Below are 15276 nucleotides of genomic sequence, written 5' to 3'. Positions count from 1 at the left end.
ATTTCATGAAGCACCCAAATTCATGCAAAACTGTATGGTGTGAACATCCACTACCACAGTTATGACGCAGTCATCGTAGGCGCTGGCGGCGCTGGCCTTCGGGCCGCCCTTGAGACCGCCGGCAAGGTGCGCACCGCGGTGATCACCAAGCTCTATCCCACCCGCTCGCATACGGGTGCAGCACAGGGGGGCATGTGCGCTGCTCTCTCGAACGTCGAAGAGGACTATTGGGAGTGGCACGCCTTTGACACCGTCAAGGGCTCTGACTACCTGGGCGACCAGGATGCCATCGACATCATGTGCAAAGAAGCCATCGACGCCGTGATCGATCTGGAGCACTTTGGACTTCCGTTTTCACGGACCCCTGAAGGCAAGATTGACCAGCGGCGCTTTGGCGGACACACGCGTAATCACGGAGAAGCGCCAGTACGCCGTGCCTGTTACGCGGCTGACCGGACGGGCCACATGATCTTACAGACGCTCTACCAGCAGTGTGTCGCTGCCGATGTGAACTTCTTCAACGAGTTCCAGGTGTTCGACGTGCTCTTCGATGGTGAAGGGGCGAATCGGCGTGCCGCCGGGGTGGTCGCCTATGAGTTGGCCACTGGAGACCTGCATGTCTTTACCTCTAAGGGGGTCTTGTTTGCTACCGGTGGCTACGGGAGGATCTTCCAGATCACATCCAACGCCCATACGCTGACCGGTGATGGGCCTGGCGTGCTATTCCATCGAGGCATTCCACTCGAGGACATGGAGTTCTACCAGTTCCATCCGACTGGCATCTACGGGATCGGTATCCTCCTGACCGAAGGTGCTCGCGGTGAGGGAGGAATCCTGCGCAACGGACTTGGTGAACGCTTCATGGAGCGCGTGGCACCCACCGTGAAGGATCTTGCCCCTCGTGACATGGTGGCGCGGGCGATCCATGCTGAGATCAAGGAGGGCCGCGGTGCTGGCCCAGACAAGGACTATGTGTACCTCGACCTAACGCATCTCCCACCCGAGCAGATCGACGCTAAGCTGCCCGATATCAGCGGCTTCGTGCGGACCTATCTCGGCCTTGAGCCAAAGACAGACCCAATCCCGATTCAGCCGACTGCCCACTACGCGATGGGTGGTATCCCGACGAACGTCCATGGTGAGGTCGTGATCGATGCGAACAACACCGTGCTCCCTGGATTGTATGCCGCAGGGGAGTGTGCCTGTGTCTCTGTGCACGGGGCAAATCGGTTGGGAACGAACTCTCTGCTCGACATCAACGTATTTGGGCGACGAGGCGGGCGCGCGATGGTCGAGTATGTGCAGGGAGTCGATCATCCCGACCTTCCCCGATCGGTCGTTGACCCGACACGAGAGCGCATCGACGCCATGATGAACTCGACCGGTAGCGAGAAGGTTGGCGCCATCCGGAGCGAGCTCCAGGTCGCGATGATGCGTGATGCGTCCGTGGTGCGTACCGGTGAGTCGCTGCAAGAGGCGCTCAGGGTGATTCATGAATTGAGGGAGCGGTACCAGAAGGTCACCATCGACGACAAGGGTTCGGTCTTTAATTACGACTTGACCGAGGCGTTGGAGCTAGGGAGCCTTTTGGACATCGCTGAGGTCCTTGTCCTCGGAGCTGATGCCCGACAAGAGAGTCGGGGTGCTCACTGGCGTGATGATTTCCCGACGCGAGATGATGCTAACTGGATGAAACACACCCTTGCCTATCGGGACGAGTCAGGGGCTATTACCCTTGACTACAAGCCTGTCGTGCAGGGTCGTTACGAGCCGATGGAGAGAAAGTACTAAATGACTGCAACCGTCCAACAAGCTGAACCGGCCGCCCTTATCAAAGAGGTCGATGTCCATCTCGCCATCAAGCGCTTTAACCCCGAGGTTGACCTCCGGCCACACTGGCGTGAGTACGACCTTAAGCTTAAATCGTCCGATACCGTCTTAAACGCACTCATTGCTGTGAAGGGCACACTTGACGGAACTCTGAGCTTTCGGCGGAGCTGTGCGCATGGAGTCTGCGGATCCGATGCAATGATGATCAACGGTGAGAATCGTCTTGGCTGTGTCAACCTGATCTCCTCGATCGGGACTGACCTGGTGATTGAGCCTGTGCGTGGGCTGCCGGTAATTAAAGATCTGGTCGTGGATATGGAGCCCTTCTTTGCTCAATATCGAAGCGTTCTGCCGTATCTGATCGCCAGTGACGATCCGGGTTACAAGGAGCGTTACCAATCGCCGGAGGATCGTGCGCGCTTTGATGATACGACCAAGTGCATTCTCTGTGGTGCTTGCTCCACTTCGTGCCCTGTCTACTGGGCCAATGGTTCCTACATTGGCCCAGCGGCCATCGTCAATGCGCACCGATTTATCTTTGACTCTCGTGACGAGGCTAGGAACGAGCGTCTTGACATCTTGAATCAGAAGAGTGGCGTGTGGCGGTGCCGGACCTCGTTCAACTGCACCGAAGCCTGCCCACGTGGCATCAAAGTCACCGAAGCCATCGAAGAGGTGAAGAGGGCCATTCTCTATGATCGGTCCTAGCACCGAGGCTGTTGTGTCGAACGAAGCGACCAATCTGGCTGACCATGTCGTGATACTGGGGCTTCGCGCCCCAGACGGTTCGCTGCTGCGAGCGCTTGGCGTGCGCCAAGACTGCGTGGTCGATGAATTCAGCGAAGCGGATCTTGCAAAGGTAGATCGCGATAGGCTGGTGGAGATCGCGGTTATTGGAGACCGTTCGCTTAGTGTTGGTGCGTTGTTGTCCCAGGGAGGGGTTCGCATTTTGCGTGGTGCGCCACTGTTGCGCGAGCACGCCAGGCTCTTGCGCCAGGCTGCAGCGGCTGCGCCAGACTGATCACAGGGGGTACACGATGTTGGGTAGCCGAAGGGATATGCGTCAGCCCATCCAACCTGGGTGGTATCCAGACGGCGACGAGCGACTTCGATACTTCGACGGTGCAACCTGGACAGATTTGTTACGTCAACGGCCAAGTTTTACCCACTTCGTTGGAGAGCTGCCACCCACGGAGGTGTCCTTTCGTCGCCCAGCACCGAGAAGTCGACGCCTGGTGCGCCTTGTGAGCATCATCGTCGTTGCACTACTGTTGGGTGGTGTCATCGCACAACTCATCATCCTAAGCGTTGTCGGTAATGCGAGCCCAAAGATTCGGAGCCTCGCTAGCTATCGTCAAGCCGCAACGAGTGTGTGCTCGAGTGTTTTTGACGGGGTCAGTGTCGGAGAGCTTGAGAAGGATGCCCCGAGTCTCCTTGGCACAAAACTCGATCAAAGCGCATCAGCCTTTGGCGTCTTGGCGGGGCGTGCCCCGAAGATAGCTCAGGCCAAGACGATTGCTGCGCGATGGTCAGATCTCGCCATTGTTTGGGGACGCCAGGCGCGGCACAGTGGTGCCTCGGGCACATCGACGGTGGCGGCGATGCACTCGGTTGATGCTGCGGTGACCCAGGCAGGGATACCGGATTGTGCGGTTTTTGCCTCGTCGAGGAAGTGAGCTGTGCTATCGTAGACTCATCCGAGTCTCTAAGGGGGGATCGTGATCGAGCACTGCATCGACGATAACTTGTTAGTCCACTACCGTCGCCTTCTTGATGCTGAAGACTTAGCCTTTAGTGAGATGGAGCACGACTTCGAGGAGGGCAATCGAAGCGACTTCGAGCGTGATAAATCGGCTTGGCTTCAGGCCCTCGAAGATCGTCTTAGTTATCTCGATCGTTGCGGGTTCGTCCGCCAGGATGCCTCGAGTTTCTCCTCCTGATCATTCTGCGTCAGGGTCGTAACGTTTGTTTGACTAAGCGTTGGTTAGTTGTTCGTACGTCCGGGCATCGTGAGCCGTCTCCTGCTCGCACTGTGACAGGCCTGGCTCGACAGACTTGGCTCGACAGACTTGGCTCAACAGACTTGGCTCAACAGGGGTTGTTGAGGATCCTTTTAAGAGACTCCGGCTCGCTCTGACTGGGAAGGTGAGCTGACTGGGAAGGTGAGCTGATCGGGACATGTTGAGTCAGCTGAGCAGCTGGGACCATCGTTGTGCTACGTTATTGTTGGTGACATTGGGCGCCGGAGGGTAGTTGGGCGCCGACAAGCACCCCCGTCAATGGCGTTTGAGCTGCCTGGTTAGCAGATGCGGGCAATCTGCGATAAGATTCGCGTCGTGGAGAGACCCTATCGAGTCGTAGTAGCGAAGCCAGGCCTTGATGGTCATGACCGTGGCGCAAAGGTCGTTGCCCGAGCCCTCAGGGATGCGGGTTTTGAAGTGATTTATACCGGTTTGCACCAGACGGTTGACCAGATTGTCGAGACGGTTGTGCAGGAGGATGCTGATGCAATCGGTGTCTCGCTTTTGTCGGGTGCCCACCTCACGCTCGTCCCCAAGCTGATTGCAGGCCTCGAGGAGCGTGGTCGTACGGAGACCCTTCTGGTGGTCGGGGGGATCATCCCAGATGGTGATATTCCGATACTCAAGGAGATGGGTGTCGCCCAAGTCTTCACGCCAGGCTCGTCGTTGACGGCTATCTGCGATTGGCTAGAGGCGACGCTTGACGCTCGAGAGCGTGCCAGCTAAGGTGTAGCGTCAACGCGGCTGACTAGCGGTTGTTGATGCCTAGAGCTGAGTTGGCCGCAGTTGATCGTGTGGTTACGTGGCGAAACCCGATTGGGGTGTTGGATCATCGACGATGGACAGCGAGATGGAAACGAAAGGCAACCAGCTGATGGAAGAGAGAGGCGTGATCTAGTGGATCTATTCGAATATCAAGGCAAGGATTTTTTTGCGCGTTATGGGGTGCCGACATCGACTGGTGTCTTGGTGCGAGATCCGGATGCTGCGGCTGAGGCCGCTGGTTCAGTTGGATTCCCCGCGGTCATCAAGGCCCAAGTGCAAGTTGGCGGGCGCGGCAAGGCCGGTGGAGTCAAGCTGGTGCGTGACGCGGATGAGGCTCGAGAGGTTGCGCGAGCAATTTTGGGCATGGACATCAAGGGTCACATCGTCCATAAGGTGTGGGTTGAACATGCCTCCGATATCGCAAAAGAGTATTACGTAAGCTTCACCCTCGATCGAGGAGTCAAGCAGTATCTGTGCCTGCTTTCCTCGGAGGGTGGTGTCGAGATCGAAGAAGTGGCAAAGACCAACCCAGGTGCCATTGCTCGAGTTCACATCGATCCGCTCGAGGGCTTTACCGAGGACCAGGCCGCTCGCATTGTGAGTGAAGCCAGCATTGATGAGGCTTCACGGGCCGGAGTCACGCGGGTACTGTTGCAGCTCTACCAGGCTTTTGTCGAGGGTGATGCAGATCTGGTAGAGGTAAATCCGCTGATCATCAAGACGGATGGCAACGTGCATGCTCTGGATGCAAAGGTTACCCTTGATGATAGCGCGAGCTATCGTCATCCTGAGTGGGAGTCTTATCGTCAGGATATGGAACTCGATGGCCGTGAAGCGCTTGCCCGTTCCAAAGGCCTCAACTACATCGGCCTCGACGGCACCGTGGGCATCATCGCCAACGGCGCTGGTCTTGCGATGGCAACACTTGACGTCGTGAGCCAGGCAGGTGGTCGAGCGGCAAACTTCCTCGACCTTGGTGGTGGCGCCGGCGCGGATGCGATGGCGAATGCGCTTGAGGTGATCAACACCGACGAAAAGGTAGAGGCAGTGTTCGTGAATATTTTCGGTGGGATCACTCGTTGTGACGAGGTGGCCAAGGGTATTCAAGAGGCGCTCGGTCGTGTCGAGATCAGCTTTCCGATGGTGATCAGGCTGGACGGGACGAACGCAAAGGAGGGCCACGCGATCCTTGAGGGCTTGCTTTCCGACAAGATTCGCGTCGAGAAGACGATGGTGGGCGCGGCTAAGGCCGCGGTAGAGCTTGCAAAGAAGGGCGAACGATGAGTATCTTTGTCGATGAGAATACCAAGGTGATCGTGCAGGGTTTGACTGGCAATCAAGGGCGCTTCCACGGACTGCGAAACCGTGACTACGGAACCAAAATTGTCGCCGGCGTGACGCCTGGCAAGGCAGGGACCGATGTTGATGGCATTCCGATCTATGACTCGGTGAAAGATGCTGCAGCCGCAACTGGCGCGACCGCCAGCTTCATTGTCGTGCCTCCTCGTTTCGCCGCCGATGCTATCATTGAGGCGGCCGCGGCCGGCCTGGCCTTCGTGGTGTGCATCACGGAGTTCATTCCTGCCAAGGATGAGGCGATGGTCGCGAGCGTGATGCGACGCAACTATCCCGGCACTCGGTTGTTAGGCCCAAACTGCCCGGGCATTATCTCGCCAGGACGGTGCAATATCGGTATTACCTCTGGTGATATCGCCCTGCCGGGTGGGCCGGTAGGAATCGTCTCACGCTCGGGAACCCTGACCTATCAGGCGCTCTATGAGTTGAGTCAAAAAGGTGTCGGACAGACCACCTGTGTTGGCATCGGAGGCGATCCGGTACCGGGTACCAATTTTATCGATTGTCTCGCAGCGTTCGAAGCTGACCCCGAAACCAAGGCCGTGTTGATGATCGGTGAGATCGGTGGAGAGGAGGAGGAAAAGGCTGCCGAGTTCATCAAAGAACATGTGACAAAGCCCGTCGTCGCCTATGTTGCGGGCGTCACCGCCCCTCCAGGTCGCAAAATGGGCCATGCCGGCGCCATCGTCTCCGGGGGCCATGGTACTGCCCAGGGGAAGATGGATGTCCTGCGAGAAGCAGGTGTGATTGTTGCGGTGAACCCGACGGAGGCTGGTGACCGGATGGTTGAGATTGTCGAAAGGCTCTGAGCCTCGTGTCGGGTAGCCTGTCGGCGTGCGTATAGCGGTTCTCGTCTCCGGAGTTGGTTCGATCATGGAGGCGATCCTCGATCGGGGGATCGCCCCAGCGTTGGTCATGGCTGACCGCGATTGTCGGGGGCTTGAGGTCGCGGGTGCTCGCGGTGTTGAGCGGGTCTTACTCGATCGTCAGGCATTCCTTGACGATCGGCGCAAATTGCGTCGGCAAGACTACAGTGACGCCGTGCTTGAGAAGCTGCATCGCTCCAAGGTCGATTTTGTCGCCTTGGCGGGCTTCGGTACCATCCTGGAGGGATTGGTGCTCGAGGAGTTTCATGGCCTGATGGTGAACACTCACCCATCGTTGCTGCCAAGCTTCCCGGGCTGGCACTCGGTCGAGCAGGCGATCGCAAGCGGGGTCAAGGTTACCGGGACAACCGTGCATCTCGTGGTGCCAGCAGTCGATGCTGGCCCGATCATCGCCCAAGAGCCGGTGTGGGTACGATCCGGCGATGACGTCGACTCCCTGCACGATCGGATCAAGGCTGTGGAGCGGTGGCTATACCCATCGGTGATTGCAACGGCCGAGCGTCACGCATTGGAGCATGCAAACTGGTGGTTGACGGATGACTTCCAACAAGAACTCGAACAGGAGGTGCAGCGATGCAGGCCCTAATTTCACTCTATGACAAGACCGGACTGGACATTCTTGCTCCGGCGCTGATCGAGGCTGGCTACTCGATCATCGCAAGTGGCGGCACCGCAGATGCTCTGGACAAGCTTGGCATTGCTCATACCAAGGTAGAGGACATCACTGGCTTCGGGTCGCTGTTTGGGGGTAGGGTCAAGACGTTGCATCCGGCCATCCACGGCCCGATTCTCGCAGACCGAAGTAAGCCTGAACATGTCGCCCAGCTTGCATCGCAGGGGTGGTCTCCCATCGACCTTGTCATCGTCAATCTTTATCCTTTTGATCGCGATCCGAGCATCGAGCTTATCGATATCGGGGGCCCGGCACTCGTTCGCGCCGCCGCCAAAAACTACGCCTCAGTCGGTGTGGTGGTCGATCCAGACGATTACGAACGAGTCCGTGAAAACCTCGCCACCGGTCTGGGCCTCGAAGAGCGCCGGAGTCTCGCGTCAAAGGCTTTTGCCTACGTGTCAGCCTACGACGCTCGGGTTGCGACCTGGCTTGGTCAGGACTCATCGCCATTGCCTGCTCATAAGGTGTTACAGTTGACGCGGGTGCAAGAGCTTCGCTACGGCGAGAACCCCCATCAACCTGGCGGACTCTACGTCGATGACGAGGATGAGAAGGCGGGTTGGGCTAACACAGTGTGGTTGGGCTCACAGGAGCCGTCGTATCTCAACATTTTCGATGCCGATGGAGCGCAGCGGCTGCTAGACAGACTCGGCGTTGACCCGGCCTGTGTCGTCGTCAAGCACGGTGCGCCCTGTGGGGTCGCGCGCCGTGACAGCATCGTCGACGCCTACGTGCAGGCGTTTGAGGGTGATCCTCTGTCGGCCTTTGGTGGCGTAGTGGCAATCAACCGTCCATTGACTCCAGCGTTGGCCGAAGTCATGCTTGCCCGACCGAAGTTCGATGTCCTGGTAGCACCAGGGGTGGTTGATTGTGCCGAAGAGATGATCTTCGCAAAGCGCAAAAGGAGTCGGATCGCTCTGTTCCCGGGGGCTCCAGAGACACTGCAACTGCGGTCCGTCGCTGGCGGCTACCTCGTGCAACCTGCCGATGCGCTCGAGGGGATCGAGGAGTTTCGACAGGTGACGAGTCGTCATGCGACCGAAGATGAGCTTTTAGACGCTTGGTTGGCGGTAGCCGTAGCCCAGGCAGCGGCATCGAACGCAGTGGTCGTCGTGAAGGATCAGGCGGCAGTCGGCGTCGGCCAAGGTCAACCATCGCGAGTCGATGCCAGCCGGATTGCCGTGACGAAGGCAGGTGTCAAGGCTGTTGGTGGTGCAGCTGCCTCCGACGCATTTTTCCCGTTCCCTGACGGGTTGGAGACGCTGATCGAGGCCGGCGTTACGACGGTAGTTGCCCCCTCTGGCTCTGTCAAGGACGATGCGATCGCTCAGGTGGCTGAGCAGGCTCAGATCACGTTACTTTTCGCCCCGCGGCGTCATTTCCGCCATTGAGCGCCATCGGATACGATTCGGAGCTGGTTTGCCTGCGGGGTGGAGTGTGGCATTTGCGGCATGCCAAGGTGTCGACCACAACTCCTTGACACAGATGGGACGGCTTACGTGATGGGAAGCTTAGGTCCGTTGGTGGCGACTGGTCGATGTTCAGAGGTCGTTTGGCCCTCAATTTACGTAAGTCTAAGTAGGTAAGGAGTGCACGTGGCTGCGACCATTTTAGATGGCAATTGGGCTGCATCGAAGGTCAAAGAGGGTTTGCAAGAACGCATTATAGCCTTAGGCCATCGAGGGGTTGAGGTCGGACTCGCGACGGTCTTGGTTGGGGATGACGCACCGAGTGCTCGCTATGTTGCCATGAAACATGCTGATTGTGCTGAACTTGGGATCGCCTCCTTCGATCATCGCTTGGGTGCCGATGTGACGATGGACGAGCTCCTTGAGGTCCTTGACACTCTCAACCACGACCAGCGGGTCCACTCCTACCTCGTGCAGTTGCCGCTGCCCGCGCACCTTGACCAGGATCGTGTGTTGGCGGCGGTGAGGCCTGCAAAGGACGTCGACGGCCTTCACCCTGTCAATCTTGGTCTACTAGCTCTTGGTGAGCCTCAAGTCCTCGCCTGTACGCCAGCCGGCATTGTCGAGCTTCTTGGCCTCTATGGTTTGGATCTCACCGGCAAACACGTGGTGATCGTCGGTCGTGGGGTGACGATTGGGCGCCCGCTGGCTTTGTTGCTCACACTCAATCGACCAGGTCTCAACGCTGCCGTTACCGTCGTACATTCAAAGGTCCAAGCGCTTGGGGACTATACCCGCACCGCAGATGTCATCGTCGCGGCAGCTGGATCGCCTGGCATCATCACTGCGGATATGGTGCGACCTGGGGCCATCGTTGTGGGCGCTGGCACGACGTTTGAGGGACGCAAACTCCTCTCCGATGTCGACGATGCCGTAGGCGAGGTTGCGGGATATATCACCCCTCGAATTGGTGGCGTTGGGCCAATGACGCGTGCGATGCTCTTGTCAAATGCAGTGCGTGCGGCTGAGGTGACGGTTGTTTAAGCCTGATGTTGTAACTGGACACGCTGGCCCGATTCGCTCGGTTGAGGTCTGGCCCGCACGAAGCGAGGCTCAGGTGACCAAACTTGACGAGCTCTTGGGTGCCCTGCGAGAGATTCGCCCGGACTTTGTGACGGTCACCTACGGTGCGATGGGTTCGTCTCGCCCGAAGACGATTGCCCTGATTGAGGAGCTCGTTGGCATGGGCTTTCATGTGGTTGCTCATCTGGCCTGTCTTGGCAATACCCGGGATGAACTAGTTGACCTGATTCATCGCTATGAGGCGATTGGTGCCTGTGGTATCCTCGCCTTACGGGGTGACCCGCCGCTCGAGGGAGGAGTCCAACTCGGTCCAGGTGATCTGCGTTATGCAGGCGAGCTGGTCGATCTCGTACGCCAGGAGAGTGATTTGCCGGTGATGGTGGCCTTGCACCCGAACGGACATCCAGAATCAGTGGATCTGGCTCAGGATCGCGCGTACGCGGCTGCCAAGCTCGCACGTGCTGACCTTGGCTTGACACAGTTCTTCTTCGATTACCCATCCTTCGCGGGGCTACGCGCCGCCATGGAGGCGCATAACGTGGCCACACCGGTGGTGCCTGGGTTGATGGTGCCAGCGTCACCCAAGCAACTCCAGCGTATGGCACAGATCGCCGGCATCAAGCTATCGGTCGGAGTTCCGCCTTTAGAGCTGAGGGATGCTGGTGGACTTGACGAGTTTCGTGCGCGCTGGCTCGATGCGGCGCTGGCGCTGGCCAAGCGGGCGCTCCAAGATGGTGCAAAGGGTGTGCATCTGTTCTCGATGAACAATGCCGCGGTCACCACCGAGTTCTTCGAGCGGTTGTCGGCCACCGTCGTTGATTAGCCTCAACTCCTCAAGGTAACTTCTCGCCACAGCTCAGTGCGCCATGGGTGGACGCGAGGCCACCTCGTTATTGTTCATGTGATGTTTACCGCGAGGTTACCTTTGCGTCGGTCTATGGCAACTATCGCCGTACACACTGGCTATGTCGGCGACGATTCGGTCGCAGATAGACGTCACACAGAAAGGCATGCGATGAGCGATAGCAATCAATCCATCTCTGATGCATTGAACAATGCGCCTCTATCACGGTTTCATACACGATCCATCTTCGTCGCAGGCATGGGATTCTTTACCGATGCCTACGATCTGTTCATTATCGGTACCGCGACCACCCTCATTGCAAAGCAGTGGGGTCTCAGTGCCTCCGAGACCGGCCTCATCAACTCGATCACGCTGTTGTCGGCCTTCTTTGGGGCTATCATATTTGGACGTATCTCGGACAGGCTTGGCCGTAAGAAGGTCTATGGCATGGAGGCCGCACTGATGGTAGTCGGTGCCGTCCTCTCTGCATTCTCTCCCGGCTTCATCTGGCTCCTGATCTTCCGTTTCATTCTTGGGATCGGCGTAGGCGGTGATTATCCGATGTCGGCTGTGCTCATGAGCGAGTACTCGAACACCAAATCCCGTGGCAAGCTCGTCGGCTTGGTGTTTGCCATGCAGGCGCTCGGTACGGTGGCTGGTTATGTTGTGGCGCTGGCGCTGCTTTCGGCGAATGTCAATGCCGATATCGCCTGGAGGTTGATGCTCGGCCTTGGAGCGGTTCCTGCGCTTGCCGTCGTCTATCTGCGGCGCAAGATGCCAGAGTCACCACGATACAGTGCCCGGGTTAGAGGAGACAACGCGGGTGCCGCCAAGGATCTTGCCTCCTTCTCCGATGGTGGACTTTTGGTGGCTCATTCCAACGACAAGCCGGCGCGCCTCAGCCTTGGGGCGTTTCTCTCGAATCGCCGCTATCTCTTGTACCTCTTGGGCACCGCTGGATCCTGGTTCGTCTTTGACTACGCGTACTACGGCAACTCGGTTTCAGCACCCCTCATCGTCAAAAGCGTTCTCGGTGGGACCGGCGCTCACGTGCTGACTGAGGCCATCGCGCTCCAGCTCATCGTCTTCTCAGTGGCGGCGGTACCTGGCTATTACCTCGCAGCGATGTTCATGGATCGAATCGGTCACAAGCGACTCCAGCTCATCGGATTCTTGTTCATGGGCCTCGCCTTTCTGGCGATCGGAGTAATCCCGAACATCACGACCTTGGTCCTGCCGTTCTTGCTGCTCTTCGGTGTGAGTTACTTCTTCGCTGAGTTCGGCCCCAACGAGACCACGTTCGTGCTTGCAGGGGAGGTCTATCCCACCAGCATGCGATCCACGGGTCATGGCCTTTCGGCGGGCATCGCCAAGTTTGGTGCCTTTCTTGGGGTCTACCTCTTCCCGATCATCAAGAGCCATCTTGGTGTCGCCGGAGCGCTCGACTTCTCCTTCGGCATGGCGGTTCTTGGTTTCCTCGTGACCTTGGTCCTGCCGGAGCCAGCGAATCGGTCGATGGAGGATGTCTCGGGTGAGGATGACATCGCTGCACATGCTGAGAAGATCGTGCGTGCGGCGGCCGATCGGCTAGCGCCCCAGCAAGACTGATTGAATCGACAGAGGAGTTGGCGTCATGCTGTCAGTCGCCTAGGTGGCTGACAGCATGACGTTTTCTGGGCGTTTGGAAAGCAAAATCGGATGGTGATGCCCAGGCCAAAGGTCGACAGTAAGTGGTGGGTTTGTGCCGACACGTTGGCTACGGGTTGGTCTTTGCCGCTCTTCGGTCGACAAGGTGTTCGGTCGACGAGCGAATCTCGTCGATGGCGTCGACGGTTCGGGTGATCATCGAGGCGAATTGGGCAAGCTCGCTGGTGTCCCATTCTTGGTAGACCGAGTGCATGAAATTGGTCGACTCTCGGCGCGCCTGCTCCAAGACTTCTTTACCCTTTGGGCTGACGGAAAGCAGGGTTGATCTCCGATCGTTTGGGTCGCTGGTTTTTTCGATCAGCTCGGCAGCTTCAAGCAGCGATGTTTGGCGACTGGCATTGGAGAGATCCAATTTGAGCCATTCAGCAAGGTGGGTCAACCGTGACTGAGGATGGTCATCGAGAGCCGAAAGAATAGTGAGCGCGGTGAGATCGAGACCCTGGTAGAGGTCGTGGGCGAGCTGTGACGAGTGGCGACGGCTCCACCGGATCATCGATCGGAGGCCGTCCTCAATCTCCTCAAGATAGGCATCTCGATTTGGGGTGTTTGCGTGATTCATCCACTGGCTCCTATCCTTGCTGTCCCGTCGATTATGTTACCTGGTTCGTAGATATCGAGTAAAGTTACCGCTGGGGGTTATGTTTCCGGGGGAGGTGACGATAGATTCATTATGTATCCCAAGCAGGAACAGAGTAACTCAACGGACCAGCGCGCTTCATTTTGGTCAGTGTTGCAACGGACAGCCGCGTTAGCGGATCCCGAGCATCCGGTGAGACTACCCGAGTTGGTGGAGACAACTGCCGAGAGTCCGACAACGGTCCCTGGTGACCAGCGTATGGTTGCGAGCGATTTCCAACGCCCTGGGGAAGTTTATGCACACATTCGTGGTCTGCTTGCTGACGTTGAGGGATCCCCGTCAAGACCTGGGCGCGAGGATGATCCTCGAGATGTTGCACGAGGGTGGTTGATGGGTCAACCCATTGCCGATACGATGGCGACCCCAACAGTCCCCGCCCAAACTCCTTCGTCTGATGCGTTGATTGAACCTGGCTCCGTGGTGCCCGGCGGCATGGCTGTCGCTCCAGCGGATTCGATCTTACCACAAGACGCTGATGTTCCACCTGATATAGCCGTCCCGCATCAGGCCACTGAATCGAGCGCGACAGTGGCATCGGATGAGACTACGGCCCCAGACAAGGTGGTGGCATCCGACGAGGCTGGGACTCAGCCATTGATTGAGACCCGATCAACAGAGGTTTGGCCACTGGGAATGGAGGCAATGGGGGTAGCCTGGGTATCGGGGGTTGGCGTCACGCCAGACGATGAAGCTCGAACTAGTTCTGCCCAACCCGTTGAGCGGACGGAAGCGTCGACAACAGCCGAAGCAGGAGCCCCTCTGGCGACTGGCGCCTACGATCCCAACGGCGAGGCTCGTGCTGACGTCGCTCAGGCCCAAGGGCATCTTGACCCAATGCCACCGCGGTTTGAGTTTGGCTCCCACGCGGCGATCATCCCGGGGACGGAGGAGTTCATGAACTCGCTTGCCCGTAAGAATCGTGCGTTTGAGCACACCGGAGAGATCGACACGGATCTTGATCGTGCCGCTGACAAGCTGGGATGGGATCGTTCGGATGACGACTTGGTCGTGAAGCGAAAGATCTTCAAGAAAAAAAAGTAATAGAGTCCCTACTGGACTCGGTTGTACACTCCGTTTCTAAGGTGTTGGCTCCTGGGGTGTTGTTAGTATGCAATCTGCTTGCGACGTGACCACGCAATCTGGGACGAAGTCCCTGGGATGACTGGTCGCGACCAGTGCGGGCATTGCTCTGGGATCATGATCGCACGAACACTTGACGTAATCGATGGCCTACGAATCGTCTTCATCGATGTCCCATGCGACATAGATGCCTTCGCGTTCGGCGTCGCGCATGACACGTTCGCGGTTGCGTCGGAACTGTGGATCGTGCGGTGGCAGCATCATGAGCCGAGCGTTTACCCGTTGGGTGAACTCATCGACAACTTGGCGATCTCCTGAGCTCCAGCGAACCTCCCAATGCGGGGCGACAGGCCCAAGGTACAAGATCTTGACCCGTGCGCGGATTTCAACTGGTTGCTCCGTCTCGTTCATCTCTAGCATCCTACTGGGTTGTGACATCCGAGGAAGTACCTGTGCGTCAAGCCAAGTGCTGTTGGCATTTGGTTGCTGAGTTTGTCATCCGAATGGATGACATCTTTCGATCGAGTCTTGCAAATGTTACTATACGGTAATATCCTAGGAGTCAAGGGATGACTTGAAGGGGGAGGGAACCTTGGCAACTGACGATGTCGATGAAATCGTTTGGGTTAGTGAACCATGGATGGCAGCTGGGGCTTGTCGGGGGCTAGACCCGGCGATATTTTTCCCGTCTGACGGCGCTGGAGTGGTTTGCGCTCGCAAAATCTGTGTTACCTGTAGCGTGATCGATGACTGTCTCGCCTATGCGTTGAAGAACCGGATCGAACATGGCGTCTGGGGCGGCTCCTCCGAGCGAGAGCGCAAGCGACTACACCGTGCGCAGTTGATCCGCCGCTAAGCTGAACTCACCCCCACCATCCCAACTCACCCCTACCGCTAGCTGGGGTTTTGGTCTATCCTGGGGTCAGTTTTACTGTCACACGCTCAACTTGGCCCCAATCAGGTCAAAGGCTCGTCGCTGCAAGG

At 57.8% G+C, this 15276-nt stretch carries 17 protein-coding genes; 15 read left to right on the top strand and 2 right to left on the bottom strand.

Annotated elements, in window-relative coordinates; genetic code table 11:
• The first annotated feature begins 39 nt into the window (after window positions 1-39).
• The 13 genes from sdhA to MP439_08725 all read left to right on the top strand — a co-directional run bounded on the left by sdhA (window position 40) and on the right by MP439_08725 (window position 12476).
• Window positions 40-1791, top strand: a complete 1752-nt coding sequence (sdhA, locus tag MP439_08785) for a succinate dehydrogenase flavoprotein subunit (protein ID MCI2976156.1) — start codon at window positions 40-42, stop codon at window positions 1789-1791.
• Window positions 1792-2538, top strand: a complete 747-nt coding sequence (locus MP439_08780; protein MCI2976155.1) for a succinate dehydrogenase iron-sulfur subunit — start codon at window positions 1792-1794, stop codon at window positions 2536-2538.
• On the top strand, window positions 2525-2851 hold the full coding sequence (locus MP439_08775) for a hypothetical protein (protein MCI2976154.1): 327 nt from the start codon (window positions 2525-2527) through the stop codon (window positions 2849-2851). Before MP439_08780 ends, MP439_08775 begins: the two co-directional genes overlap by 14 nt.
• A gap of 37 nt (window positions 2852-2888) precedes the next feature.
• Complete coding sequence (locus MP439_08770) at window positions 2889-3506, top strand: DUF2510 domain-containing protein (GenBank protein ID MCI2976153.1); 618 nt, start codon at window positions 2889-2891, stop codon at window positions 3504-3506.
• Window positions 3507-3548: 42 nt separating this feature from the next.
• Window positions 3549-3770: a hypothetical protein gene (locus MP439_08765; GenBank protein MCI2976152.1), complete on the top strand. Its 222-nt coding sequence runs from the start codon at window positions 3549-3551 to the stop codon at window positions 3768-3770.
• A gap of 396 nt (window positions 3771-4166) precedes the next feature.
• The gene (locus tag MP439_08760; GenBank protein ID MCI2976151.1) at window positions 4167-4577 is read left to right on the top strand and encodes a cobalamin B12-binding domain-containing protein; all 411 of its coding nucleotides are present in this window, start codon (window positions 4167-4169) and stop codon (window positions 4575-4577) included.
• Between the two features lie 171 nt (window positions 4578-4748).
• The gene (gene sucC, locus MP439_08755) at window positions 4749-5900 is read left to right on the top strand and encodes an ADP-forming succinate--CoA ligase subunit beta (protein ID MCI2976150.1); all 1152 of its coding nucleotides are present in this window, start codon (window positions 4749-4751) and stop codon (window positions 5898-5900) included.
• Entirely contained in the window at window positions 5897-6781 is an 885-nt protein-coding gene (gene sucD, locus MP439_08750) for a succinate--CoA ligase subunit alpha (protein ID MCI2976149.1), read from the top strand. The genes sucC and sucD overlap by 4 nt, the downstream gene beginning before the upstream one ends.
• A gap of 25 nt (window positions 6782-6806) precedes the next feature.
• Window positions 6807-7445: a phosphoribosylglycinamide formyltransferase gene (gene purN / locus MP439_08745; GenBank protein ID MCI2976148.1), complete on the top strand. Its 639-nt coding sequence runs from the start codon at window positions 6807-6809 to the stop codon at window positions 7443-7445.
• The gene (gene purH, locus MP439_08740; GenBank protein MCI2976147.1) at window positions 7433-8923 is read left to right on the top strand and encodes a bifunctional phosphoribosylaminoimidazolecarboxamide formyltransferase/IMP cyclohydrolase; all 1491 of its coding nucleotides are present in this window, start codon (window positions 7433-7435) and stop codon (window positions 8921-8923) included. Before purN ends, purH begins: the two co-directional genes overlap by 13 nt.
• A gap of 204 nt (window positions 8924-9127) precedes the next feature.
• A complete protein-coding gene (locus MP439_08735; protein ID MCI2976146.1) occupies window positions 9128-9985 on the top strand; it encodes a bifunctional 5,10-methylenetetrahydrofolate dehydrogenase/5,10-methenyltetrahydrofolate cyclohydrolase in 858 nt (285 codons plus the stop codon).
• Between the two features lie 73 nt (window positions 9986-10058).
• Entirely contained in the window at window positions 10059-10847 is a 789-nt protein-coding gene (locus MP439_08730) for a methylenetetrahydrofolate reductase (GenBank protein MCI2976145.1), read from the top strand.
• Between the two features lie 192 nt (window positions 10848-11039).
• On the top strand, window positions 11040-12476 hold the full coding sequence (locus MP439_08725; protein ID MCI2976144.1) for an MFS transporter: 1437 nt from the start codon (window positions 11040-11042) through the stop codon (window positions 12474-12476).
• Window positions 12477-12624: 148 nt separating this feature from the next.
• Here MP439_08725 and MP439_08720 read toward each other — a convergent pair whose 3' ends face one another.
• The gene (locus MP439_08720; GenBank protein ID MCI2976143.1) at window positions 12625-13134 is read right to left on the bottom strand and encodes a MarR family transcriptional regulator; all 510 of its coding nucleotides are present in this window, start codon (window positions 13132-13134) and stop codon (window positions 12625-12627) included.
• 408 nt (window positions 13135-13542) lie between these two features.
• Here MP439_08720 and MP439_08715 point away from each other — a divergent pair, with 408 nt between their 5' ends.
• The gene (locus MP439_08715) at window positions 13543-14253 is read left to right on the top strand and encodes a hypothetical protein (protein MCI2976142.1); all 711 of its coding nucleotides are present in this window, start codon (window positions 13543-13545) and stop codon (window positions 14251-14253) included.
• 189 nt (window positions 14254-14442) lie between these two features.
• Here MP439_08715 and MP439_08710 read toward each other — a convergent pair whose 3' ends face one another.
• Window positions 14443-14703: a hypothetical protein gene (locus tag MP439_08710; GenBank protein MCI2976141.1), complete on the bottom strand. Its 261-nt coding sequence runs from the start codon at window positions 14701-14703 to the stop codon at window positions 14443-14445.
• A 181-nt stretch (window positions 14704-14884) separates the two neighbouring features.
• Here MP439_08710 and MP439_08705 point away from each other — a divergent pair, with 181 nt between their 5' ends.
• Complete coding sequence (locus MP439_08705) at window positions 14885-15148, top strand: WhiB family transcriptional regulator (protein MCI2976140.1); 264 nt, start codon at window positions 14885-14887, stop codon at window positions 15146-15148.
• The last annotated feature ends 128 nt before the right edge of the window (window positions 15149-15276 follow it).

The organism is Ferrimicrobium sp., from assembly GCA_022690815.1.
Lineage (GTDB): Bacteria > Actinomycetota > Acidimicrobiia > Acidimicrobiales > Acidimicrobiaceae > Ferrimicrobium.
The sequence above is the reverse complement of the archived record's forward strand: the minus strand, read 5'-3'. Positions and strand labels throughout refer to the sequence as shown.

What these genes read in the sequence shown, in the direction of transcription:
- MP439_08780 (MCI2976155.1), top strand. Translation starts at nt 1,792, where the DNA reads ATGACTGCAACCGTCCAACAAGCTGAACCGGCCGCCCTTATCAAAGAG.
- MP439_08775 (MCI2976154.1), top strand. Translation starts at nt 2,525, where the DNA reads ATGATCGGTCCTAGCACCGAGGCTGTTGTGTCGAACGAAGCGACCAAT.
- MP439_08770 (MCI2976153.1), top strand. Translation starts at nt 2,889, where the DNA reads ATGCGTCAGCCCATCCAACCTGGGTGGTATCCAGACGGCGACGAGCGA.
- sucD (MCI2976149.1), top strand. Translation starts at nt 5,897, where the DNA reads ATGAGTATCTTTGTCGATGAGAATACCAAGGTGATCGTGCAGGGTTTG.
- purH (MCI2976147.1), top strand. Translation starts at nt 7,433, where the DNA reads ATGCAGGCCCTAATTTCACTCTATGACAAGACCGGACTGGACATTCTT.
- MP439_08725 (MCI2976144.1), top strand. Translation starts at nt 11,040, where the DNA reads ATGAGCGATAGCAATCAATCCATCTCTGATGCATTGAACAATGCGCCT.
- MP439_08720 (MCI2976143.1), bottom strand. Translation starts at nt 13,134, where the DNA reads ATGAATCACGCAAACACCCCAAATCGAGATGCCTATCTTGAGGAGATT.
- MP439_08715 (MCI2976142.1), top strand. Translation starts at nt 13,543, where the DNA reads ATGGGTCAACCCATTGCCGATACGATGGCGACCCCAACAGTCCCCGCC.
- MP439_08710 (MCI2976141.1), bottom strand. Translation starts at nt 14,703, where the DNA reads ATGAACGAGACGGAGCAACCAGTTGAAATCCGCGCACGGGTCAAGATC.